17 protein-coding genes and 1 pseudogene are annotated in these 23,464 nt (G+C 72.2%); 8 read left to right on the top strand and 10 right to left on the bottom strand.

What is annotated here, in order from left to right:
- Both ACFYO9_RS11815 and ACFYO9_RS11810 read right to left on the bottom strand, forming a co-directional pair.
- Nucleotides 1-999: a hypothetical protein gene (locus ACFYO9_RS11815; protein WP_358773502.1), complete on the bottom strand. Its 999-nt coding sequence runs from the start codon at nt 997-999 to the stop codon at nt 1-3.
- A gap of 169 nt (nt 1,000-1,168) precedes the next feature.
- Entirely contained in the window at nt 1,169-2,056 is an 888-nt protein-coding gene (locus ACFYO9_RS11810; RefSeq protein ID WP_388666158.1) for a chitosanase, read from the bottom strand.
- Between the two features lie 265 nt (nt 2,057-2,321).
- Between ACFYO9_RS11810 and ACFYO9_RS11805 the strand changes: the two genes are divergently transcribed.
- Nucleotides 2,322-2,969 (top strand): DUF4360 domain-containing protein, encoded by a 648-nt coding sequence (locus tag ACFYO9_RS11805; RefSeq protein WP_355805670.1) that lies wholly within the window; start codon nt 2,322-2,324, stop codon nt 2,967-2,969.
- A 57-nt stretch (nt 2,970-3,026) separates the two neighbouring features.
- On the opposite strand, the pseudogene ACFYO9_RS11800 reads toward ACFYO9_RS11805, so the two are convergent.
- Nucleotides 3,027-5,215: pseudogene (locus ACFYO9_RS11800) on the bottom strand (alpha-N-acetylglucosaminidase).
- A 287-nt stretch (nt 5,216-5,502) separates the two neighbouring features.
- Between ACFYO9_RS11800 and ACFYO9_RS11795 the strand changes: the two are divergent.
- From ACFYO9_RS11795 to ACFYO9_RS11775, 5 genes are all read left to right on the top strand, one after another.
- A complete protein-coding gene (locus ACFYO9_RS11795) occupies nt 5,503-7,338 on the top strand; it encodes an alpha-L-fucosidase (protein WP_358773504.1) in 1,836 nt (611 codons plus the stop codon).
- Between the two features lie 177 nt (nt 7,339-7,515).
- Nucleotides 7,516-8,985 (top strand): glycine betaine/L-proline transporter ProP, encoded by a 1,470-nt coding sequence (gene proP / locus ACFYO9_RS11790; protein ID WP_358773505.1) that lies wholly within the window; start codon nt 7,516-7,518, stop codon nt 8,983-8,985.
- A gap of 208 nt (nt 8,986-9,193) precedes the next feature.
- Entirely contained in the window at nt 9,194-10,495 is a 1,302-nt protein-coding gene (locus ACFYO9_RS11785) for a phytase (RefSeq protein ID WP_388666155.1), read from the top strand.
- Nucleotides 10,496-10,594: 99 nt separating this feature from the next.
- Nucleotides 10,595-10,933 carry a trypco2 family protein gene (locus ACFYO9_RS11780; RefSeq protein WP_358773507.1) on the top strand — a complete coding sequence of 113 codons (339 nt, stop codon included), beginning with the start codon at nt 10,595-10,597 and terminating at the stop codon, nt 10,931-10,933.
- 13 nt (nt 10,934-10,946) lie between these two features.
- Nucleotides 10,947-14,312, top strand: a complete 3,366-nt coding sequence (locus ACFYO9_RS11775; protein WP_358773509.1) for a trypsin-like peptidase domain-containing protein — start codon at nt 10,947-10,949, stop codon at nt 14,310-14,312.
- Between the two features lie 15 nt (nt 14,313-14,327).
- Here the strand turns inward: ACFYO9_RS11775 and ACFYO9_RS11770 are convergent, their stop codons facing one another.
- The 3 genes from ACFYO9_RS11770 to ACFYO9_RS11760 all read right to left on the bottom strand — a co-directional run bounded on the left by ACFYO9_RS11770 (nt 14,328) and on the right by ACFYO9_RS11760 (nt 17,274).
- On the bottom strand, nt 14,328-15,494 hold the full coding sequence (locus ACFYO9_RS11770) for a serine hydrolase domain-containing protein (protein ID WP_358773511.1): 1,167 nt from the start codon (nt 15,492-15,494) through the stop codon (nt 14,328-14,330).
- Between the two features lie 138 nt (nt 15,495-15,632).
- Nucleotides 15,633-16,451 carry an SAM-dependent methyltransferase gene (locus tag ACFYO9_RS11765; RefSeq protein WP_355805690.1) on the bottom strand — a complete coding sequence of 273 codons (819 nt, stop codon included), beginning with the start codon at nt 16,449-16,451 and terminating at the stop codon, nt 15,633-15,635.
- Nucleotides 16,452-16,521: 70 nt separating this feature from the next.
- On the bottom strand, nt 16,522-17,274 hold the full coding sequence (locus tag ACFYO9_RS11760; RefSeq protein ID WP_358773513.1) for a helix-turn-helix transcriptional regulator: 753 nt from the start codon (nt 17,272-17,274) through the stop codon (nt 16,522-16,524).
- Between the two features lie 98 nt (nt 17,275-17,372).
- On the opposite strand from ACFYO9_RS11760, the gene ACFYO9_RS11755 reads away from it, so the two are divergent.
- A complete protein-coding gene (locus tag ACFYO9_RS11755) occupies nt 17,373-18,266 on the top strand; it encodes an aldo/keto reductase (protein WP_358773515.1) in 894 nt (297 codons plus the stop codon).
- Between the two features lies 1 nt (nt 18,267).
- On the opposite strand, the gene ACFYO9_RS11750 is transcribed toward ACFYO9_RS11755, so the two are convergent.
- Complete coding sequence (locus tag ACFYO9_RS11750; protein WP_358773517.1) at nt 18,268-19,104, bottom strand: endonuclease; 837 nt, start codon at nt 19,102-19,104, stop codon at nt 18,268-18,270.
- A 343-nt stretch (nt 19,105-19,447) separates the two neighbouring features.
- Here ACFYO9_RS11750 and ACFYO9_RS11745 point away from each other — a divergent pair, with 343 nt between their 5' ends.
- A complete protein-coding gene (locus ACFYO9_RS11745) occupies nt 19,448-20,920 on the top strand; it encodes an MFS transporter (RefSeq protein ID WP_358773519.1) in 1,473 nt (490 codons plus the stop codon).
- 241 nt (nt 20,921-21,161) lie between these two features.
- Here ACFYO9_RS11745 and ACFYO9_RS11740 read toward each other — a convergent pair whose 3' ends face one another.
- From ACFYO9_RS11740 to ACFYO9_RS11730, 3 genes are all read right to left on the bottom strand, one after another.
- Nucleotides 21,162-21,794 (bottom strand): hypothetical protein, encoded by a 633-nt coding sequence (locus tag ACFYO9_RS11740; RefSeq protein ID WP_358773521.1) that lies wholly within the window; start codon nt 21,792-21,794, stop codon nt 21,162-21,164.
- Nucleotides 21,795-21,857: 63 nt separating this feature from the next.
- Complete coding sequence (locus ACFYO9_RS11735) at nt 21,858-22,745, bottom strand: TIGR03619 family F420-dependent LLM class oxidoreductase (RefSeq protein WP_358773523.1); 888 nt, start codon at nt 22,743-22,745, stop codon at nt 21,858-21,860.
- Between the two features lie 90 nt (nt 22,746-22,835).
- Entirely contained in the window at nt 22,836-23,441 is a 606-nt protein-coding gene (locus ACFYO9_RS11730; RefSeq protein ID WP_355805711.1) for a histidine phosphatase family protein, read from the bottom strand.
- Between the last annotated feature and the right edge of the window lie 23 nt (nt 23,442-23,464).

Raw genomic sequence — 23,464 nt, 5'->3', positions numbered from 1 at the left:
TCAACGCCCGCACAGATCGGCTGAGTTGACGTACCCGCCCGCGTTCTCGTCGTCCGTGCCGAGGACCGCAGGACCGGAACCCGGCGCGCACTCCACGGCCTCGATCTTGTGCCCCTTGAACTTCCGCAGTACGTCGGGGTGTTTGGCGACGGAGAGCCGTATCTTGCCGGAGCGGTTCACGGAGAGCGTGCCCGCGTCCATCACCGCCGAGTCGAAGGGGCCGTCGTCGCCCACGTCGGACGCCGAACTCACCAGCAGGCGGCCGGAGTCGGTGACGGAGATGTCCGATGCGTGCCGGACCGCGCCGGTCGGGTAGGGCGCGCGGAGGCGGGTGGTGGAGACGCGGCCGAACTCGGCCTCGTCGTACTCGTTGAAGGAGAACGGCGCCGCGTGCACCGTCGCGGGGCGCTCCTTGCCCGCGCCGCGGTCCGCCCAGACCGCTGCCATCCTGCCGTGCCGGGAGGTCAGCGCGAAGCTCTCGTAGTCGTCGCCCTCGGCGATGGCGGGGAGCGGGGAGGTGTCCAGGACGTGGGCCTCGGAGCCCCGCACCTTCAGGTGGTAGACGAGGCCCCGGCTGGCCAGGGCCACGAACTCGTCGGAGGCGCCGGGCACCGCCTCGATCGCCTCCAGGTCGATGGGCTCGGCACCGTCCATCCAGGTGAGCGGTTCGATGTGGGCGGAGCGGCCGGGGCGGTAGGAGAGCTCGCCGATCCGGTTCTGGCCGGGCTTCTTGTTGTCGCGGACGACGAGCGCGTGAGCCGTGCCGCGCGAACCCTTGGGACCGCCGGGGCTGTCGGCGAGGGCGAGGCCGCTGATGCCGGAGGTGATGTCGTCACCGGCCTGCTGCCAGCCGGGCGTCGCCGAGGAGGCCGCCCCCGGCGAGGGGGCCGCGCCGGGGGCGGCCGCGGGGGTCGCCGCGGCGCCGGTGGACAGGAGCACGGCGGCGGACGTGGCGACGGTGACGGCTGCGGTGCTCAGCACGGTCGTTCGGGGAAACATCGGGATCTTTCACCTCGTGCAGATGGACGCGCGTAGACGGGGGAGCTGGCCGGGACCGTACCCATGTCACCCGCTGGGAGGCAAGAGGTGCGTGCAGGCGCGCGGGACGCCTGAGGCGCCCCGCGCGAAGGGGTGAACCGAAGGGGGCGAATCGGGGGAGGGGCGGCCGTTACCCGATGTGGTACGGGTCGCCGTAGACCTTCCAGTCCAGCGGCGGGTCGAGGTTGAGGTTCCGCTTCTGCAGGAACACCCGCTGGGCGGTGTCGACCCGGCTGGTGTCCTCGTGGGCCTCCTCCTGCTTCATCGCCCAGACCCGGGCGTCGAGGAAGGCGTTCAGATACGTCACCTCGTTGCCGCCCTGGGCCGGCGGCTTGGCCGAGCGCAGCGCGCGCTTGCGGATGTTGCGGAAACTGGTGGAGTCACCGCCGTCGCCGTGCATGACGATGGCGTCGTAGTAGCAGAACTGGCCGAGGGTGCCGATGCCGTCCGTCTTGCCCTGCTTGACGGCGGGGTTGAAGTAGACGCGGTCGCGCTCGTCGTTCTGCGCCGTGCGGAACGCCGCGTCCGTGTCGGCGGCCCGCTCCCAGTCGCGCTTGAAGTTCGGGTCGAGGCCTTCGTGCGAGTCGGTGCCGTCGACCTCGCGCAGCGCCGGGAGGTACTTGGCCAGGACGTTCCCCGGCTTGCGCTGCGTGTAGAGCTCGACCAGGTCGAGCATGTCGCCGGTGCCGGAACAGAACCCGATGATGCCCGCGGTGTAGCCGCGGCCGTCGTCGATGTCCTCGCAGTACCGGTACTGCTTCTTCCAGTCCAGCGAGGAGTTCTCCGCGCTGCAGACGATCTGCATCGCGATCTCCTTCTTCGCCGGGTCGTCGAGCCCGCCCGCCGCGAGGCCGCCGGCCGCGAGCCGGACCGGTGAGACCGGGGCCGGGGTCGCGTTCGCCGCCTGGGTGACGAGGAGCGGGCCCGCCACGGCCGCGGCGCCCATGAAGGCGAGCAGCGTGCGGCGGGAGGTGAGGGTGGTGTGGGTGGTGCGCGGGCGTATGTGGGGGGTCTCCACGAGGGCCTCCAGGTAAGGGAGTTCATGGTTCCGCGTCGGTACCGCGTCTGTTAGGAAGGTTTCCTACCAGAGATTCGATGTGACGTATACCCGTCAAGACGCGACGGGTCCGCGATGCGGAATGGCCGGACCTCGCTCTGGCAGCGCGCCTCAGCGGTCCGTACGCTCCCCCTCGCTCACGCAATCCGCTCCGGGCACCCGCAATGCGTTCCACGCACCACAGGCACTTCTCCAACCCCCCTCCTCAGAAACGGAATGGAGAACCATGGCCGGTGCACTGCTGCTGAGCGGCGCCATCGTGGCGCTCTTCGGCTCGACACTCCCCGCTCAGGACACGACCGCGATCCTCGATCCGCCCCCGGACAAGATCGTGATCGAGGTCGCCACGGTGAACGGTTCCGGCTGCCCCCTCGGCACCGCGGCCGTCGCCGTCTCCGAGGACAACACGGCCTTCACGGTCACCTACAGCGACTACCTCGCCAGGACGGGCGGCGGCGCGGATCCCACCGCGTTCCGCAGGAACTGCCAGCTCAGCCTCATCGTGCACGTCCCGTCGGGCTTCACCTACGCGATCGCCAGCGCCGACTACCGCGGCTACGCCTCGCTTCAGCAGGGGGCCAAGGGGACCGAGAAGGCGTCGTACTACTTCCAGGGCTCACCGCAGACGGCCTCGATCAGCCATCAGTTCAACGGCACGTACACCGACAACTGGCAGGCCACCGACACGACCGACTGGGCGCAGCTGGTCTGGGCGCCCTGCGGGGTGAAACGGAACTTCAACATCAACACGGAGCTGCGGGTGGACGCGGGGACATCGGACCCGGCGAAGTCCAGCTTCATGACGATGGACTCCACGGACGGGGACATCAGCACGATCTACCACATGGCGTGGAAGGAGTGCCCCCGCGCGTGAAGCGGAGGCGGTGCCCCGGGGCGTCGTGGCCCCGGGGCACCGCTGTCCGTCCGTCCCTTACGGGGCGGCGCTCAGCCGGTCGCGCACCCGCGCGGCGATCTCGTACGTGTCGCCCGTCGGCCGGGTCGCGAGCCGGCCCGGGTCGCGGATCCACGCGTCCTCGACGGCGAACCAGTCGATCTTCCGGGGTGCGCGGTCCTCCGCGAGGGCGGTGCGCAGCTCCGTGAAGTACCGCTCCCAGCGCAGCCGGTAGAGGCCGCCGACCAGCCCCGCCCACTCGCGGTTCGCGTAGTCGCGCAGCCCCGCGTCGGCGCCCGCCCGCCCTCCCCACACCGTCACCAGCGACAGCTGGTCGTACGCGAGCCGCTCCCGTTCCGCGGCGCCGGCGCCCCACGCGCGGGCATCGGCCACCCAACGGCCCAGCAGATGGCGGGAGTCGGTGGCCAGGAGCCGGTCGAGCAGCTCCATCAGGCCGAGCCAGTCGCGGGTGAGCGCGTCGAATCCGGTGGCGTCCCCGGCGTCGTAGGCCTTCTTAATGCGCGGCAGGAGGACGCGGCTGCGGTTGGACAGGGTCTGCCGGGCGACGTCGAGCAGATCCCTGCGGTACGCGGACGAGCCCCGCAACCCGCGTCGCACGGCAAGGAGTTCGCCGAGGGCAGGCTCGAAGTCGGCCGGCTCGTACCGCATCTTCTTCGGCGACCAGGCCGCCGCCGACTCCGCGCCCAGGTCGGGCCGCGCCCCGAAGAGGCCGTCGGCGCCCTCCGCCCAGCCGTCGGCGCGGGTCGTGCCGTAGGCGGTGCGGCGCAGCACGTCCCAGGCCGCGGCGGCGTGCGGATCGGCGGCGCCGTAGCGGGTGGTGGCCCAGGTGGCGAACCAGGACGTGAGGTCCAGGTCGCCCGTGCGCCAGGCAAGCTCGGAGAAGAGGGCGAACGCGGCGGGGTTGTTGTCGGCCGCCTCCGGCATCAGCGATATGCCGCACAGGGTGCTGCCCTCCTTCGTGCGCCACGTCTCGAACAGCTCGGCCCAGTCGGGGGTGTTGGCGCCGAGCGTGGTGTGGCCGCCGAAGTTCCAGATGGAGCCGAAGGTGTACGGCGTCGAGCCCCAGTCGGACTCGCGGTCGGTCACCTCGGGGAAGCGGTCGGAGATGCCGTCGACGACGAGCATCCGGCGCTTGTCGACGGCGTCCGTGATGGCCTTCGGCGGATTGTGCTGCCAGCCGAGGATCACCCAGGTCGCACCGGGGTGCGCGGTGCGCAGGGCCTTCTCGACGCCCTTGGCGGCGTCGCCGACGGGCACGTCGCCGGGCTGCCCGCCCTCGTGCAGGAGGTCCATCTTGTACATCGTGGACGGCCCGAACAGCTCGTCCTGGGCCCGGTAGAACGCTGCGGCGACCCGCGCGAAATGGCCGGTGCGCGGATCCAGCCAGTCCGGTCTCGTGAAGCCGACCCACTCGCCCTGCGGCACGGTCCTCGCCCCCGGATTCCTCTCCTCGAACTCGGGCGGGACGGTCCCGAAGTACCCCGGCAGGACCGGCGTCATGCCCAGGTCGCGCAGCCGGTCGCAGATGCGGCGGCCGAGCCGGGCGCGGGCGTTGAGCAGCTGCCGCGACACCGGGTGCGGAAACGCGGCCATGTTCTGTAGGAGCCACCACGGCTGGTGGGCCGGCGCGGGTATCCAGGACCGCAACTCCGCGTCGGTGTAGCCGAATTGCCGGAAGGCGCGGTGGTAGACGGCGTCCGCGCCCGCGTAGACGAGGACCTCGTTGTAGCCGTGCAGCGCGAGCACGTCGATCTCGCGCTCCCAGTACGCCCAGTCGTGATAGGCGCCGGTGTAGCCGTCGTTGGTGTCGTTGAGGACGAAGCGGTGCGGGGTGTTGGCGGCGCCGGGGCGGGGAGCCGGTCGGGCAGCTGGTCGGTGCTGCTGCCGGCCCAGGTGATGTCGGCGTGCGCGACCCGGGTCAAGTAGTGGCGCAGGCCGACCAGTTGGGTGGCGGGGTCGGTCGCCGTGACGGTGATGCGGCCGCGCTCACCGGTGACGTGGAAGGAGTCGTCGGCGTCCGGCTGTTTCGGGGCGGTCCGGAACGTCAGCTGGTCCCCGTGGCGGGGGAGCAGGCGCCGGGCCGCCTCGGCGGCGGCCGTGCGGCGCGGGGCGGGCACGCCGTCGGCCGGGGTGCCGGAGCAGGCGACGGCGGCGACACCGGCGGTGCCGGCGAGTCCGGTGAGGAAGGTGCGGCGGGGGAGGGGCATGGGGGCTCCGTCGGTGGGAGGGGTGGCGAGGGGGGTCTTCCCCCGGGCTGCCCGGTCGACCCGTGGTGGTCCTCCGGGGGTGGGGTTCGGCCTCGTACAACGCGGATACATCGGATCGATGGCAGATCAAGAACAGATCAATGGCGGAGCGGCGACGGCTCAATGGTGGCCCCGGCAGCGTAAATCATGGCAGCACGGCGGGAGTTGGTCCCATTGACATCCGATGTATTCCTCCCTACGTTCCCGAGCGACCCCCCAACCCCCCAGGGAATCCCGGGAGCCGCCCCATGCGCCACAGAGCCACTGGACTCGTCCTGCTCCTCGCCGCCGCCCTCGCGGCCACGGCCGTACCGGCCGCGACGGCCCTCCCCGACGGCGCCCCGGCCCCGCACCCCCCACGGGCCGCCGCCGGACCCGGCACGGACCACGCGGCGGACGACCCCTTCACCGCCGACCGCACCAACTGGTTCCGGCAGGACCGCTTCGGCATGTTCATCCACTTCGGGGCCTACTCGAACCTGGAGGGCGAGTACCGGCTGCCCGACGGCACCACCTGCCGCGACGCCGAGTGGATCAAGCGGCAGTGCGCGATCCCGATGGACGCGTACGAGAAGCAGGCGCAGCAGTTCGACCCCGCCGACTTCGACGCGAAGGCCGTCGTCAAGGCCGCCCAGGACGCCGGGATGCGCTACATCGTCATCACCGCCAAGCACCACGAGGGCTACGCGATGTGGCCGACGAAGGTGAACGACTGGAACCTGCGCGACCACTCCTCCTTCGACAAGAACCGCGACATCATGGCCGAGTTGAAGAAGGCGGCCGACGACGCGGGCATCAAACTCGGCTTCTACTACTCGATCTGGGACTGGCACGACAAGGACTTCGCGGACCCGGCCACGTTCCCCGCGTACGAGAAGCGCATGTACGCCCAGCTCAAGGAGCTCATCGACCGCTACGACCCCGCGCTGCTCTGGTTCGACGGCGAGTGGGACACCGACAACCCGCACAACCCGTGGACGGCGCGGGACGGCGAGCGCCTGGAGTCCTACCTCCGCGGCCTCGACCCCGGCCTGGTCATCAACAACCGCGTCGGCAAACGCCGCGTGGTCGACGGCGACTACGGCACCCCCGAGCAGGAGATCCCCGCCGCCCCGGACGACGGCCAGCTCTGGGAGTCCTGCATGACCCTCAACGGCCACTGGGGGTACGCCCGTTACGACCAGGACTGGAAGTCGTCCCAGACCCTGACCCGCAACCTCCTCGCCACCACCTCCCGCAGCGGCAACTACCTCCTGAACGTCGGCCCCGACGCCCGCGGCCGCATCCCGCGGCCCTCCGTCGACCGCCTCAAGGAGATGGGCGACTGGCTGCGCGAGGACGGCCAGGGCGAGGCGGTCTTCGGCGCCCGGTACGCCGGGCTCGTCGAGGAGCCGGCCTGGGGGTCGGTGAGCCGCAAGGGCGACAAGCTGTACGCGGCGGTCACGCGGTGGCCCGCGGCGGGCGGCACGCTGCACCTGACGGCGCGCACGGACATCCGGGTGAAGGCGGCGCGGGTCCTCGGCAGTGACCAGCGGGTGACGGTCACCGAGGCCGGTGACGGCTTCGATCTCAAGCCGTCGGGCGCCGCCACCAACGACACCGCGACCGTCATCGAGTTGAAGGTGGACCCCGGCCCGACCGCAAGGGTCGGCCACGGCACGGGGCTCAAGCAGGAGATCTTCGACAACGCGACCCTCTCGGGCGACCCCAAGATCACGCGCACCGATGCCACCCTCAACCACGCCTGGAAATACACCGGTTCGCCGGACCCGGCCATCCCCGCCGACCGCTTCAGCGTCCGCTGGACCGGATCGGTGGTGCCGCGCCGCTCGGAGACGTACACCCTGACGACCGTCTCCGACGACATGGCGCGCGTCTGGATCGACGGCAAGCTCGTGATCGACTCCTGGACGCCGCACGAGCCGAAGATCGACAAGGCACAGGTGAAGCTCACCGCGGGCAAGCGCCACGCGGTGAGGGTCGAGTACGCGGAGCAGACGGGTGAGGCCCACCTGAGGCTGTTGTGGTCGAGCCCCGGACAGGAGCAGCAGATCATTCCCCGTTCGCAGCTGTACACACCTTGACGGCTGCGATACGTCGATAATCGGGCCTCAAGTCCTTGGAATCAGGGACTTGGGGCCCTCGGCGTGAGGACCATCGGCGGCCACTTCGACTTCTCGCGGCTTGGCAATGTTGATCGACGTCCGACCGGGGTAGCCGGGCGGAACGACCAAGGTGCCGACAGAGAGAGTGACAGTCACGTGAGCGCGCCAGAAGCCCCCGAAACACCGGCACCGCCCGCGCCCGAAGCCGTGGCCCGCCACCGTGCGCTCTTTCGCGCGATCCACCGCCGCAAGAACCCCAGGCTGCGCCAGGCGGACATCACGGTCACCGAGGAAGCCCAGGTCAAGCGGGCGGTGAAGGCGACCGCGCTGGGCAACGCCATGGAGTGGTACGACTTCGGTGTCTACGCCTACCTCGCCGTGATCATCGGCAAGGAGTTCTTCCCCTCCGGGAACGACACCGCGCAGACGCTCTCCTCGCTGGCCACCTTCGCCGCGGCCTTCCTGGTGCGCCCCATCGGCGGCATGTTCTTCGGCCCGCTCGGCGACCGTGTCGGCCGCAAGAAGATCCTCGCGCTCACCATGATCATGATGTCGTCGGCGACGCTCGCCATCGGCCTGATCCCCGGCTACGCCTCGATCGGCGTGTGGGCGCCGGTCCTCCTCGTCCTCTGCCGCATGGTGCAGGGCTTCTCGACGGGCGGTGAGTACGGCGGCGCCGCCACCTTCATCGCGGAGTACGCGCCCGACAAGCGCCGCGGATTCTGGGGCTCCTTCCTGGAGTTCGGCACCCTCATCGGCTACACGGTCGCCGCGGTCCTCGTCACCGCGCTGACCATGGGGCTCAGCGAGGACGCGATGCAGTCCTGGGGGTGGCGCATCCCGTTCCTGGTGGCGGCCCCGCTCGGCCTCATCGGCCTCTACCTGCGGCTGAAGCTGGACGAGTCGCCCGCCTTCCAGAAGATGGAGGAGGGCGAGGGCCCCGCGGCCGAACGCCAGAAGAAGTCCTTCCGGGAGTCCTTCTTCGGCCAGTGGCGCGCGATGCTGCTGTGCATCGCGCTGGTGGCGGCGTTCAACGTCACGGACTACATGCTGCTCTCGTACATGCCGACGTACCTCACGCAGCTCGGCTTCGGCGAGACCGGCGGGCTGATGTCCATCGTGGTCGTGATGCTGATCCTGATGGCCCTGATCAACTCGGTCGGCCGCCTCTCCGACCGCATCGGCCGCAAGCCGGTCCTGATGGCGGGCTCCATCGGCTTCTTCGTCCTGGCCCTGCCGGCCTTCCTCCTCATCAAGCAGGGCGGCACGGTATCCGTCTTCGCCGGTCTGCTCATCCTCGGGCTCGCGCTGGTCTGCTACTTGGGCGCGATGTCCTCGTCGCTGCCCGCCCTGTTCCCGACCGACGTCCGCTACGGCTCCCTGTCGATCGGCTTCAACATCTCCGTCTCCCTCTTCGGCGGTACGACGCCGCTGGTGGTCGCGGCGCTGATCGGCGCCACGGGCAACGACCTGATGCCCGCGTTCTACACGATGCTGGCGGGCCTGGTCGGCATCGTCGCGGTGGCCGCGATGAAGGAGACGGCGCGCAAGCCGCTGGAGGGCTCGCCGCCGTCGGTGGCGACGGACGAGGAGGCGCGCGAGCTGGTGGACGCGCAACGCGGTTGACCTGTTGGGCAGTTGGGGCGTCGCGCCGAGAGCAAGGGCCGGCGCCCTAGGGGCGGCGGAGTGGCGCGGACGCCGCTGGGGCCCGTGATTCACCCTGTGTACATTCGGGCGGGGTGTTACCGGACGCGCGCCGTACGCCGGAGCGACACGGACGGGCCCCAGTCTCACGCACGATCATCCATCCGTTCCCGGAACGAGGAGACATCGCGTGACCAGACACCGTCCGACCCGCCGAACGACCGGTTCGGTCGTCCTGGCCCTGGCCGCCGTCCTCGCGGCGGCCCCCGCCGCACCCGCGGCTGGCGCCCCGCTGCCGGCCGTCACCCCGAGGGCCGAGACGCCCGCCCTGCACGACGACGACGCGGGCGGCAACGCGGACGCCGACGACCCCGCGATCTGGCGCGACGCCGCGGACCCGGCGCGCAGCCTGGTGATCGCCACGGCGAAGGAGGGCGGCCTGCGCGCGTACGACCTGGACGCCCGGCCCGTACAGTCGATCGCCGCGCCGCCGGCCGAGGGCCCCGACGACGCCCCCGGCCGCTTCAACAACGTCGACCTCGTGCACGGCCTGAAGCTCGGCGCCGGCCGCGCGGACCTGGCCGTCACGAGTGACCGGGGCCACGACCGGCTGCGCTTCTACCGGATCGACCGCGACCGCCCCGGCGGCCCGCTCACCGACGTCACGGACCCCGCGGCCCCGCCGGTCTTCTCCGCGAACCAGGCCGAGATCAACGAACAGCGCACCGCGTACGGCCTGGCCACCTGGCAGGACCGGTCGACGGGACGCTCGTACGCCCTGGTCAGCCGCCGCGAGCGCACGAGCGTGGCGCTCCTGGAGCTGACCCCGAACCGGGCCGGCACGGTCACCTACCGCACGGTCCGCACCCTGGACCTGCCGTCCACGTTCCGGCTGCCGAACGGCAGGCCGTGGACGCCGTGCGCCGAGCCGGGCGAACTCCCGCAGGTCGAGGGCATGGTGGTCGACCCGGCCACCGGAACGCTCTACGCGGGCCAGGAGGACGTGGGCATCTGGCGCGTCCGCGCGGACCTCACGGGAAAGCCCGAACTCGTCGACAAGGTACGGGAGTACGGAGTCCCCGGTGTCTACGACGAGGAGACCGAGGAGTGCGTGCCGGGCCCCGACCCCGGGTACGGCGGCAAGCGGATCGCGTCCGACGTGGAGGGTCTGACCCTGGTGCGGGAGCGCGGCGGCGACGGTTACCTGCTGGCCTCCAGCCAGGGGGACGACACGTTCGCCGCGTACGACCGCGAGCCGGGCGAGCACAATGAGTACGAGGGCGGCTTCCGCGTCACCCCGGCGGGCGGCGCCCTGGACGGCTCCGAGGAGTGCGACGGCGCGGCCGCCCTGAACGAGCCGCTCGGCCCGAAGTACCCCCACGGCCTCCTGGTCGTCCAGGACGGCCACGACGCCCCCGGCGAGGGCGACCGCCCCTCGACCGACTTCAAGTTCGTGGATCTGGGGAAGGTCTTGGAGGCGCTGGACGACTGACGGACGCGCCGGGCGGGCCGTAAAATGTGGCGCCGGTGCACCAAGTCGCCCCGGGCCGCCGCACGGTGGAGGCGGACGGGGTGGGGAAGCGGGGGAGACGTGAGTGAGCCCATCGGTGTCGGCGAGGCGGTGCAGGCGCTCCGGGACGAGTTGTTGAGCGCGGCCACGGCGGGCGCTGCCAGTGACGTGCAGTTCGAAGTCGGGCCCATCGAGCTGGAGTTCGCGGTCACCCTCACCCGGGAGGCCACCGCCCGGGTCGGACTGGGGCGCGTCCTGAGCGCGGTGGTCTCCGCGGGCGCCTCCGGAAAGGTCGCCAAAGAGGACGTCCACCACGTCAAACTCGTCCTCACCCCGCGCGACCGGACCGGCAACCCCCTCCTGATCAGCAACGACGCACCGCCGGAGACGGGCTCGCTGGACTCCTCCTACGGGCGCTGAGACCCGGCGGCCCGTGGTGGACGACAGACGCCGCACCGCGGTGGTGCGGGCGGCCGGGCAGGGGTCGGGTTACGTGCTGGCCCCGCGGCTCGTCCTCACCGCCCGGCACGTGCTGGGCGACCGGACGGACGCGACCGTACAGACGCCCGGTGGGGAGCCCACGCCGTGCCGGGTGGTCTGGTCGCGCTCGGACGGTCCGTACGACACGGCCCTCCTGCTGGCCGAGCGGGACCTCGCACGCGATCCCGCCCCGGTGCGCTGGGGCCGCCTGGTGACGCCCGAGCCGACGCAGACCTCGGTCCGCGGCTACACCGGCCTGTCCGGACGCGACGGCCGCCTCGGGTCCACGTCGTTCCGCGGCACGCTGGACCCGATGGAGGCCGTCGAGTCCGACCGCTATGTGCTGGGCCTGACCGGCAGCCCGCCCCTCGGCTCCCCGACGGTGTCGCCGTGGGCCGGCCTGTCGGGCGGCGCCGTGTGGTGCGCGGGGACGCTCGTGGGCGTCGCCGTCGCCGACCTGCCCGGCTGGCCGCACAGCAGGATCGAGGCCGTCCCCAGCTATGTGCTCTTCGCCGACGAGGCCTTCCGCGAACTGGTACGCCGGCACACCGGGTCGGCCGTCCACCTCGAACCGGCGGAGTTCGCCGACCACGCCGAGCCGATCGAACCGCTGGTGCCCAGGTCCGCCGCCACACTGCTCCACCCCAGGGCGGAGACGGTGCGGTTCACCGGACGCCGTGAACTGCTCGACGAGATGGTGGCCTGGAGCACCTCGGGCGACGACGTGTCGGTGGCGCTCCTCGCGGGGGCGGGCGGCGCCGGAAAGACCCGCCTGGCCCGCGAGGTCGGCCACCGGCTCGCCGCGTCCAGGTACGCGGTGGTGCACCTCAGGCGGGGCAGTGCACCGGAACAGCACCGGCTGCTCGCCGGCACGACGGCTCCCGTCCTGCTCGTGGTCGACTACGCGGAGAGCCGGGTGGAGGAGCTGGGCGACCTCCTGCGCCACCTGGGCCGACGCCCGCGCGGCGCCCCCTTCAAGGTCCTCCTCGTGGCGCGCGCCGTCGGACCCTGGTGGGAGGAGGTGCGCTCCCACGCGGGAGCCGAGGCGGCCGACATGTCGGGGCAGGCCCGGCGCTGGTCGATCCTGGACACGTCCTCGCTCGGCGTGGACGAGGACGAGGTGTTCCGTACGGCCGTGGAGGACCTGGCGCGCGGGGCCGCGGCGATCGGCCTCGCGGTGGGGCCGCCGACGCCGGGCGGCGGCGGGCCGTCCTCGCCGTCCTCCTCCTGGCCGGGCGTCCCGAACCCGGCGCGGCGGACCGTGCTCGACATCCACATGGCGGCCCTCGCGAGCGTCCTCGCACCGAGCGCGCGGACGCAGGTGCGGGGCGCCCAAGAGGCGCTTCTGGGCCATGAGTTGGCGTACTGGAAGGAGACGTCGCGGCGCGCCCCGCTCAGCACCCTTGGCGACGCCGCACTGCGCAACGCCGTGGTGACGGCGACGCTGGTGGGGCCGGTCGCGCGAAGCCGCGCCCACACGATGCTCGCCCACGTGCCGCGCATCGGCGACCACCGGGAGTCGGTGCGGCGGGCCGTGGCGGACTGGCTGCACGAGCTCTACCCGCGCCCCGACTCCGCCGAGGGCGGCGGCGCGTGGCAGTGGGGCCCCCTGCAGCCGGACCCCCTGGGCGAGTACCTCGTGGGTACGCGCGTGGCGGCCGAACCGGAGATCTTCCTGCGCCTGCTGCACGTGCTCGACGCGGAGGAGACCGTGGGCTCCCTGGTCGTGCTGAGCCGCGCCGCCGCGCGGGTCGGGGCCGAGCCGCTGGCGGAGGTCCTGCGGACGGCCGTGCGCGCGTCCCCGGAGCGTCTCGCGTCGCTGCTGGTGGCGGCGGGGACGCGCAGCGCGGAGCCGGCGATCCTGATCGCCGCGCTCGACCAGATCCTGGTGGAGGAGTTGCTGCCGCCGGACCAGCTCCTTGACCTCGCCCAGCGCATCCCGGCGCTGACCCGGGCTTTGGCGTCGTGGAGCATCCGGCTGCACGAGAAGCTGGTGCAGGTCATCGACGAACAGTCGTCGGCGTCTCCCGCTCTGCAGCGCGCGAGTTCGCTGCACAACCTGGCGATGAGACTCATGTCGGCACACCGGTACGAGGAGAGCCTGGACGCTTCGACGGCGGCCCTGGGCATCCTCGACGAAGAGGGCACGACGGACCCGCTGTTACGCGGGCTGGCCCTGCACCAACGGGCGGCGGCTCTCGGCAAACTGGGCCGGGTGGCGGAGGCCGTCCGGGAGGGACGCGAGAGCGTCGACCTGGTGACCGCGTGGCGGCCGAAGAGCGAGGCCGACCGGCGGTTCGTCCTGGCGGCGGCACTGAACAACCTCTCGCACCACCTCGCCGACGCGGGGGAGCACGACGAGGGCCTGGCGGTCGCGCGGACCTCGGTCGGCCTACGACGAGAGCTGGCCGAACAGTATCCCGGGACGCTGCCCGACCTCGCCCGTTCGCTGAACACCCTCACCCTGCGCCTCCACGACGTCGGTCTCCTCGACGAGGCGCTGGAGGCCGCCGAGGAGTCCCTGGTCGTCCGCAGGACGGCGGCGGACGACCAACCGGACGCGTACCTGGCAGAACTCGCGTCCACCCTGACCAACAAGTCGAACGTGCTCCTGAGCCTCGACGACGTCACCGGCGCGCTGGAGGCGCGGGCGGAGGTGGTGGCGATCGAGCGTCACCTCGTCCGCTCCGGTACGGAGTCCGCCCAGGCGGACCTCGTCCTGACCCTGCACAGCGCCGTCGAGCTCAGCGTCCAGGTCGGCACGGCGACGGAGGCGCTGCACCTGGCGGACGAGGCCGTCGGCCTGGCCCGCCGGCTGGTGGTCGCACACGGCCACGCCTACCTGCCCCTGCTCGGCGGGTCCTTCCTCATCCAGACACTGGCGTTGACCCATGCGTCGTGCATGGCGGTCGCCTTCCGGGTGAACAACAAGGCCGCACAGGTCTTCAGGACCGTCCACCGGGCGGACCCGAGCGACTACAGAGGCCTGTTGACCGCACTGACCAACCAACTCCAGTTCCTGCGGCCGTCCCGGCGTCACGAAGAGGCCGAACAGGTGGCGGCCGAAGCTGTCGCCGTCCTGACGGAACTGACGGACCTGACGGGACTCTCCGAGGATCTCGACAGCGAGCTGGCGGAGGAGTGCGCGGCGGCCCACGTCCGCCACGCCGGAGCTCTCATCGCCTTGGGCCGTCAGGAGCACGCCCGCCAGGCGTACGACTCCGCATTGGACTTGTACCGGGCGCTGGACCGCGCGGCCCCGGGGTCGTTCGCGGACGACATCGCCGAGGTGGAGCGCCTCAGGGACGCCGAAGCCTGAGGTGACCGCTGGGGCTCACACCGTCGCCGCGTACCGCCAGAAGTCCCGCATCGCGGCCGGCGGTGTCGGGCCCGTCATTTCGAGCTGGGTCATGAGGACCGCCACCGTGCCCGTCGACGGCGTGACGTGGGCCGTGGTGCCGGTGCCGCCGACCCAGCCGTAGCGGCCCGGGATGTTCCACGGAGAGGTTGGGACGACGTCGACCGAGCCGCCGTAGCCCCAGCCCTGGCCCTCCGTGAAGAGGCCGCTCGCCTCGCGCTGGGCCGCGGTCAGGTGGTCCGTGGTCATCCGGCGCACCGACTCCGGGGAGAGGAGCTCGCGGCCGTCGTCCGACGTGCCCCGCGCCAGCAGGAAGCGGGCGAAGGCGTGCCAGTCGTCCACCGTCGAGACCAGGCCGCCCGCACCCGAGGGGAAGGCGGGCGGACGGCTCCACTGGCCGTCGGGCGCGTCCACGAGCTGCAGGGGCCCGTCCGCCGGACCGGGACGGTAGGCGGTGGTGAAGCGGTGGCGTCGGTCGGCCGGGACGTGGAACGCCGTGTCCTTCATGCCGAGCGGCTCGAAGATCCGCTCGGCCAGGAACTCGTCCAGCGGACGGCCCGACGCGCGGGCGATCAGCACGCCCTGGATGTCGGAACACGTGTTGTACAGCCAGGCCTCGCCCGGCTGGCGCAGCAGCGGTACGCGGGCCAGCGCGGCCATCCACGCGTCCGGCCCCTGGACCAGCTGCGGCTGCGGCGGCCCCTGCTTCAACTCGCTGAACAGCGCCTGCACCGCCGGGAGCGAGAAGTCGGCAGGGAAGCCGTATCCGGCACGGAAGGTGAGGAGGTCCTCGACGGTGACCGGGCGCACGGCCGGGACGACGTCGTCGACCGGCGAGGACGGGGTGCGCACCACGCTCGGCGACGTGAGCTCGGGGAGCCAGCGCGCGACGGGCGCGTCGAGCGCGAGGCGGCCCTCCTCGACCAGCATCAGCACGGCCGCGGCGACGATCGGCTTGGTGATCGAGGCGATGCGGAAGAGGGAGTCCCGGGCCATCGGCGCGCTGCCGTCGGCGTCGACCGCGCCGACGGCCCGCACCTCGACGCGGTCGCCGCGCGCGACCACGGCGACCGCTCCCGGCGCCATCCCCGGCCCCTTGCCGACGTGTGCCTCCAGCACGTCCCGCAGTTCCGTCCCGCTCATCGGTCCATCACGTCCATCACCGTCTCCTCGGGTCCTCGGACCGTATGTACGCCGCATACGCCACGTACATAGAGGAGACCTTCCGCGGGGCCGGAACTCATCGGTGGGAGCGCCACGGGACTGGAGGCCCGCGCCGCGTTACGGCTTCCTGCCCACCGCCCCGTACGCGTCGACCTCCGTCGCCTCCCCCTCGTCCTCCGGGCGCCAGCGCGTGACCTGGGCCACGCCCGGCTCCAGCAGCTCCAGGCCGTCGAAGAAGGCGCCGATCTCCGCCACGCTCCGTACGTAGTACGGGATCGCGCCGCTCTTGTTGTACTCGTTCGACGCCGCGATCATGCCCTCGCTCGTCGCCGTCGAGTCGCTGATGACCAGGTAACTCCCGGACGCCAGGCCGGACATGAGACGGGTCACGAGGTCGCGCGCCTGTGCGTGGTCGGCGACGTGGCCGAGCGTGTTGAGGATGATCAGGGCGACCGGCTGCGAGAGGTCCAGCGTCTTGCCGGCCTCCGCCAGGATCGCCTCCGGCTTGTAGAGGTCGGCGTCGATGTACGCCGTGTGGCCCTCCGGGGTGCTGGTCAGCAGCGCCCGCGCGTGCGCGAGGACCAGCGGGTCGTTGTCGACGTACACGATGCGCGAGTCGGCGGCGGCCCGCTGGGCGACCTCGTGCGTGTTGTCGGCCGTCGGCAGGCCCGTGCCGATGTCCAGGAACTGCCGTACGCCCTGCTCCGCGGCGAGGTGGCGCACCGCGCGCCCGAGGAAGAGCCGGCTGGTGCGCGCCACGTCGACCAGGCCGGGGAAGATCTGCTTGATGTGGTCGCCGAGCTCCCGGTCCTTCTCGTAGTTGTCCTTGCCGCCCACGAAGTAGTTCCAGAAGCGCGCGGAGTGCGGTGTGCTGGTGTCGATGCGCGTGCGTATGGCAGCGGCTGCTGAGTCGTGCTGAGGGTCGTGATCTGACACGGTTGCCTCCTGGCAAGGTGCTTGCGTCCTGCGTCCGCCGTACCGGGTAGTTCGACGATCGAGCGACAATCTAGACGGTTTTCCGCCCTGTTCCATGCCCTGTTCCACGCTTAGTGCCGGACACCTTCGCGTCGCCGGTCCCTCCCGGCCCTCTCAGGTCGAACTCGTGCGCCCGCAGGCCCGCTTGAAAACGGGACGTGGCGCCGAGCACCGTCATCAGTCCGGCGACGCGTCTGCGGTACGTGCGCAGCGACATGCCCAGCTCGCGCGCCGTCACCTCGTCCGTCTGCCCGGCGCCGAGCGCCCGCAGGATCCGGCGCTCCTCCTCGTCCAGCGCGGGCGGCCGGGTGCGGCGGAACTCGGCCAGGTCGGCGGCCGTCTCCCACGCCGCGTACACCAGGGCCCTGACGCCGTCGACGGCGATCGGGGACCGGATCACCGTGAAGGTCCGCACGCCGCGCACCGGGGCGCCGGCGAGGATCGCCACGCGCCGGTCGATGACGATCGCCTCGTGGGCGAGCGGCGCCGCAGAAATGCGCACGTGCGCCCCGGACTCGGCGATCCTGAGCAGCCGTTCCTCGGACTCCTGGTTCGCCAGCGCCCGCGGCGTGTACAGCTTGCGCATGGTCAGCCCGCCGGGGGTGAGCGGCGGCCGTCTGCCGCCGGCGAACGCGGCGTTCACGCCGGGCGAGAAGGTCACGAGATCGGCGGCCGCGCACAGGAACTCCTCGCGGGCCCCGGTGAACAGGCCGCCCGCCCGCCGCACCAGCTCCCGCTCGCCCCGCAGGGTCACGATCTGATCGTTGTCCGATGTGCTCGCCATGGTGGCGACAGTCTGCGGCGCCGGGTCGAGGGGGTCAACGGTGGCAGCAAGTGGCCATGTGTTCGCGTACGAAATGCGTACGACTGAGGATCTCGCCCATGACGACGACGAACGACGGCGACACCTCGGCCGCCGAGGCCTCTGCGGCCGCCGCGGGCCACTTCCGCATCGGCGGTGAACTCCCCGTCCGCCGCATGGGGTTCGGGGCGATGCGGCTGCCCGCCGCCCAGTGGGACGGGCCCGCACACGACCCCGACCGGAGCGTCGCCGTGCTGCGCCGCGCCGCCGAACTCGGCGTGAACCACATCGACACGGCGGCCTTCTACTTCTTCGAGGACATCGCGGCCAACGACCTCATCCGCAGGGCCCTGCACCCGTACCCCGACGACCTCGTCATCGCCACCAAGGTAGGCCCGGGCCGTCGGCCGGACGGGAGTTGGACGGATCCGGCAGGCCCCGCCGAGCTGCGCGCGGCCGTGCACCGCAACCTGCGCGAGCTGGGCCGCGACCATCTCGACCTGGTCTACCTCCGCTTCCTGCGGACCGACGGCCCCGGCGACGACCGCTTCGCCACGCTGGCGGCGCTGCGCGAGGAGGGCCTGATCCGCCACCTCGGCGTCAGCGGCGCCACGCCCGAACAGCTCGCCGAGGCACGGGAGATCGCGCCCGTCGCCGCCGTGCAGAACAGGTTCAGCCCGCTGTCGCGCGAGCACGCGGGCCTGGTCGACCTGTGCGCGGAGCAGGGCATCGCGTACGTCCCGTACTTTCCGTTCGGCGGCGCGGGCGCGCCCGACCTCGATGTGCTGCGGCGCGTCGCCGACCGGCACGGGGCCACGCCCGCGCAGGTCACGCTGGCGTGGCTGCTCGGCATGTCCCCGGCGACGCTGGTGATCCCGGGGACGTCGTCCCCGGACCACCTGAAGGAGAACGTGGCGGCGGCCGGACTGCGACTCGACGCCGACGACCTCGCGGAACTCGCGGAACTCGCCTGATCTACCAGACCTCTTCCACCCATTCCGGGTGGTCGATGAACGGGTTCCGGTTGTGCTGGAACTTGTCGAATATGACCTGGTTGCGGTTCTTCTCGAACGCGTCCGGCGGATCCTCGTCGCTCCACTGCTTCAGGACCGAGAGGCGGCCGATCGCCGGTGCGCTGCCGTTGTCGACCTTGTCGTTGGGCTCCAGGTCGGGGAAGCCGCCGTCGCCGTCGTACCGTACGGCCATGTAGAGGATCATCCGGGCCACGTCGCCCTTGACCGCGTCGCGCGGTTCGAAGGAGTCGTCGTCGGTGAGGCTGCCGGGGGCGCCGTCGACCGCGCTGCCGCCGTTGTCGAAGTCCTTGTTGCCGCGGATGCTGTTGACCGTGACATCCGCGGGGCGCAGGTGGTGGATGTCGGTGCCGGGTCCGGTCGCCGTACCGAAGTCGCCGTGGGACTTGGCCCAGACGTGCTCGCGGTTCCAGTCGCCCTGGTCGCCGCCGCTCGCGCTCTTGCTCCGTGAGGCGCCGCTGTAGAGCAGGATGACGTTCGAGCTGTTGGCCGGGTCCTGGTCGGTGGTCTTGATCGCGTCCCAGACCTGGTCGTACGTCAGCTTGGTCTGCTCGCTGATGATCGTGTGCAGCGCCGACTTCAGCTCGGGGCCCGTCTTGCCGAGCGCGTCCTTGTAGTACGTGTCGTCGTAGTACGTGCCGGCGTGGGCGCCGACGGACGTGCGGGGCGGCGCGGGGGCGGCCGGGGTCGCCGTGGCGGTGGCCGGGACGGTGACGCCGACGAGGAGGGCGGCGGCGGTCAGGGCCAGCGGTTTCCAGTGGGGTACACGCGGGAGGGGCATGTGGGGGTGTGTCCTTTCCCGAAGGTCTCGCGCACGCCGCGCGCCCGGCCGTGGGGGGCCAAGAGGCGTGCGGTCTACGCGAGTTGACTAATCAACCATCGGGAGAGTGGCACGGATGTGTGTACGGCCGTGTGAACGGATTGCGGCGGTTGGGTGACGATGTCATGTGCACGGTCGGTGGGGTGCGGGACTCGGTGCCGCGCCGCGGGTGCGTGTCATTTCGGAGTGCGGAAGAACTATTCTAAAAACTGAGTGGCCGGGCCATCGACCCGGCCCGGTGCGCGGGTTGGCTCACCGCGCGCCGCCCGTCGCGCACCGCCGCCGTACCCGTGAGGAGCTCCCGTTGCCCGAGGCTCTGCCCACCGCCGACGCAGGCGCCGCCGGACATGACGAGACGAAGGGATCGGCACCCGGCGGCCTGGTGCTCGGCGTGCTGCTCTCGGCGATGTTCATCGTCCAGTTCGACTTCTTCGTCGTGAACGTGGCCGCGCCGTCACTGGAGCGCGACCTGCACGCGAGTGCGGGCATGCTCGAACTCGTCGTCGGCGGTTACGCGTTCGCCTTCGCCAGCGGAATGATCACCGGCGGACGCCTCGGCGACCTCTACGGTCACCGCCGCCTGTTCGTCACCGGCATGGCCGCCTTCGGCATCGCCTCGCTGCTCTGCGGCGTCACCGTCACGGCCGGACAGCTCGTGGCGGCGCGCCTGGTGCAGGGTGCGGCGGGCGCGCTGATGGTTCCTCAGGTGCTGGCCGTGATCACCGCTCACTTCCCGGCCGCGTCGAAGCCGCGCGCCCTCGCCGGGTACGGCATGGCGAGCGGGCTGGGGTCCATCGCGGGGCAGGTGCTGGGCGGCGCGCTGCTCGAAACGCAGCTGTTCGTGCCGGGCTGGCGGCTGATCTTCCTGATCAACGTGCCGGTCTGCGCGGTGGCCGCGGTGTTGGCGGCCCGTCACCTGCCCGCCCCGGCGCCGGGCGGCAAGGCGGGCCTCGACCCGGTGGGCGCGGTCGGGGTCTGCCTCGCGCTGGTCCTCGTCCTGCTGCCGCTCTCCCTGGGGCGGACCTCCGGCTGGCCCGCCTGGTCGTGGATCTGCATGGTGGCGGCGGCCCCGGTGGCCGTCGGCACGCTGCTCTGGGAACGCGCCCTGACCCGCCGCTCGGGCAGCCCCGTGCTCGACCTCACGCTGTTCCGCAGCGCCTCCTTCAGCTCGGGCATGATCGCGGGGATCGCCTTCCAGCTCTACTTCGGCAGCTTCATGTTCACCCTCACACTGCTGCTCCAGTCGGGCCTCGGACTCGGCCCGCTCGCCGCCGGTCTGACATTCGCTCCCATGGGCGTCCTCTTCGGCGTGAGTTCACTGCTGGGGCGACGGTTCATGGACCGGTACGGGATGAAGGTGCTGCTCGCGGGCAGCGCGACGACGGGGGCCGGTCTGCTGGCGCTGACGCTGCTGCTCCACGCGTCCGGTGCGTCGGTCGGGGTGCCGTGGGTCGTGCTCTGCCTCTGCCTGATCGGCTTCGGCAACGGCCTCGTGCTGCCGGCGCTGATCGGCGCGGCCCTGGTGCAGGTACGTCCGCACAAGGCGGGCGCGGCCTCCGGAGTGCTCACCACCTCGCAGCAGTTCGCGAGTTCGGCGGGCGTCGCGGTGGTCGGGGCGACGTTCTTCGCCATGCTGGGCGCGTCCCCGACGGCGAGCGACTACGCGCACGCGATGACGGTTTCCGCCCTGATCGACCTGGCGCTGGTGGCGGCGGTCCTGAGCATGTGCGTGCTGATCAAACGCCGTACGGAGGCGGAGGGGGTGGCGGGGGCCTGACTCTGGCGTCCCGCCCGCGCCTGCTGCGGCCCGGCGAGGGATGCGCAGGAGGCGGTGGTGCCGGTGGGCGCCTGACCCCGGCGTCTCGCCAACCGCTGCTGCGGCCCGGCGAGGGACGCGCCGAGCAGGCGATTCGGCCCGCTCCCGTACCCCCTCGTTCCCGCAGCCCCGCACGCCATCGCTCCCGTACGCCCTCGCTCACGCCCCCCCCGGCGAGCCGACGCAGCCGCCCCCCCGGGGCTCACGCCCTCCGCGGCGACGCCAGTACATACCGTCCTCCGGCGCGCCGCTCCGCGTGTTCGCTCGTCTGCCAGCCCGCACGGGACAGGGCGTCCGCGCACGCCCGCAGGCCCTCCCGCGTCGGCTCCCGGACGGCCACCGCCTCCGGCTGCGGGGTCTCCTCCACCCGGTAGCCGGGGGTGCCGGGGGCCGCCGGGCGGCACGCGGCCGCCTCCAGGGCCAGCGCCGCCGCCTGCACCAGGTGCGCCCGCTCCCAGCCGCACGGACGGTCCCGCGCGCCGTCCGTGTTCGTCATGCGGCGCAGCTCCACCAGGCCCTCCCAGGCGCTGCGGACCTCCCGCGCGCGGGCGGCGCCTTCGGTGCCGGGCCGCTCCGTCTCCGTGCCCGTCCGCGCGGCGAAGACCGCCGAAGCAGCCGCAGGTACGGGCGGCGGGGAAGGGGCCGGGGCCGCGCCCTCCTCCCGTACGCGATGGCCCGCCGGCGTCAGAAAGCACGCGTGCGGCGGCCGGGGATGGCGGAAGGCGAGGCGCGCCCGCACCAGGCCCGCGAGCTGGGTCTCGGTGCCGGACAGGCGCCCGGTCTCCGGGTCCGCGGCCTCGATGATCCGTCGCTGAACGGCAGTAGGCGGTCTCACCGCACGCACCCCTCTCCCGGCCGGTCCCTCACCTCCTGCCGATGGTGCACCGAGCCACTGACATCAGGGCGCCGTCGACATCACGAGCTCGAGCACCCGCCGGTCCTCCGCCGCGTCCGCCCGCTCCCCGGGCGTGCCGGGATACGTGTCCAGGAGTACGTCCGTGGCGCCGAGCACCGCCAGCGTCTCCAGGTCGGCGCGGACCTGCTCCGCGCTGCCGTGCCCGAGCGGACGCTCCGGGGAATCGGGGAGCTCGCCGAGCCGGATCTGCAGACGCGGCACCAGGTCCGGCACCGGACGGCCCGCCGCCTCCGCCTGCGCCGCGATGCGCGGGAGCGCCTCCTCTAGCAGCGCACGGCTCGGCATGAACGGGTGCCAGCCCTCGCCGAGACCGGCCGCGCGGCGCTGTGCCGCCGGGGAGTTGCCGCCGACCCAGACGGGCAGGTGGGGCCGGGTCGCGGGCGCCGGGGCGGTGCGGACGCCCTCGTACGCGACGTACCGGCCGGCGAAGGACGTCGGGTCCTCGCTCCACGCCGCGCGGATCGCCGTCAGATACTCGTCGGTGATCGCGCCGCGCTCACGGAAGGGCACGCCGAGCACCTCGTACTCGGCGGCGGACCAGCCCACCCCGGCGCCCAGGATGAACCCGGCCTCGTTCAACTGGTCGATGTTGGCGGCCATCCGCGCGGTCTGCAGCGGGTGCCGGTACGGGATGACGGTGATCGTCGTGCCGAGCCGCAGCCCCGGCACCCGCCCCGCGAGATACGCGGCGAGCACGAACTGGTCGTAGAACGGCGCCGGATAGACCCCGTGGACGTCCGGGGTCACCGCTATGTGGTCGGAGATCATCGCGAACTCGAACCCGAGGTCGCGGGCGTCGGTGGCCTGCCGCAGCAGGGAGTCGGGGGTGGTGCCGGAGCCGAAGTTGAGGAGGTTCACGCCGTATCGCATGAGCGCAGTCTTGATGATCATCGGCGGGCGTGTCGAATACGGAAGGGGCCCGGCACCCCTGGGACAGGGCGCCCCGTCGGACGCGGTCCGTCAGTGCAGCAGCTGCGGCCGCAGGTTCCAGCTCGCCACCACATGGCGCCGGTGCTCCGTGCTCAGCCGGCTCACCGTGCCGGTGGCGAGCAGGAACATCGAGCCGCCCGACGCGGGCAGGCCGAGCCTGCGGGCCGTCAGGACGCGCAGGAAGTGGCTGTGGGCGAAGAGGACCACGCTGCCCTCGTTGTCGGCGAGCGCCGCGTCCACCTTCGCGAGCATCCGGTCGGCGCGCTCGCCCACCTGCTCGGGCGACTCCCCGGGGTGCTCCGGCGGGCCCGGGGCGACGCCGTCCGTGAAGAGGTACCAGTCGGGCCGGGTGCGGTGGATGTCGAAGGTCGTGACGCCCTCGTACGCCCCGTAGTCCCACTCGGCGAGGTCGGGGTCCACCCGGGCGTCGGCGAAACCGGCCAGCTCAGCGGTCTCCCGCGAGCGCTGCCGGGGGCTGGTGAAGGCGGCCCCGATCCGGAACCTGCCGATGAGCGGGGCGAGGGAGCGGGCCTGCTCCCTACCGTTGTCGGTGAGGGGGATGTCCGTCCAGCCGGTGTGCTGCCCCGAGAGGGACCACTCCGTCTCGCCGTGCCGCACGAGGAGCAGATCACCCATGGTCGCGCCGTTCCTGTTCTTCC

This window comes from Streptomyces sp. NPDC005863 (assembly GCF_042871345.1).
In the GTDB taxonomy this organism is placed as follows: domain Bacteria; phylum Actinomycetota; class Actinomycetes; order Streptomycetales; family Streptomycetaceae; genus Streptomyces.
The sequence above is the reverse complement of the archived record's forward strand: the minus strand, read 5'-3'. Positions and strand labels throughout refer to the sequence as shown.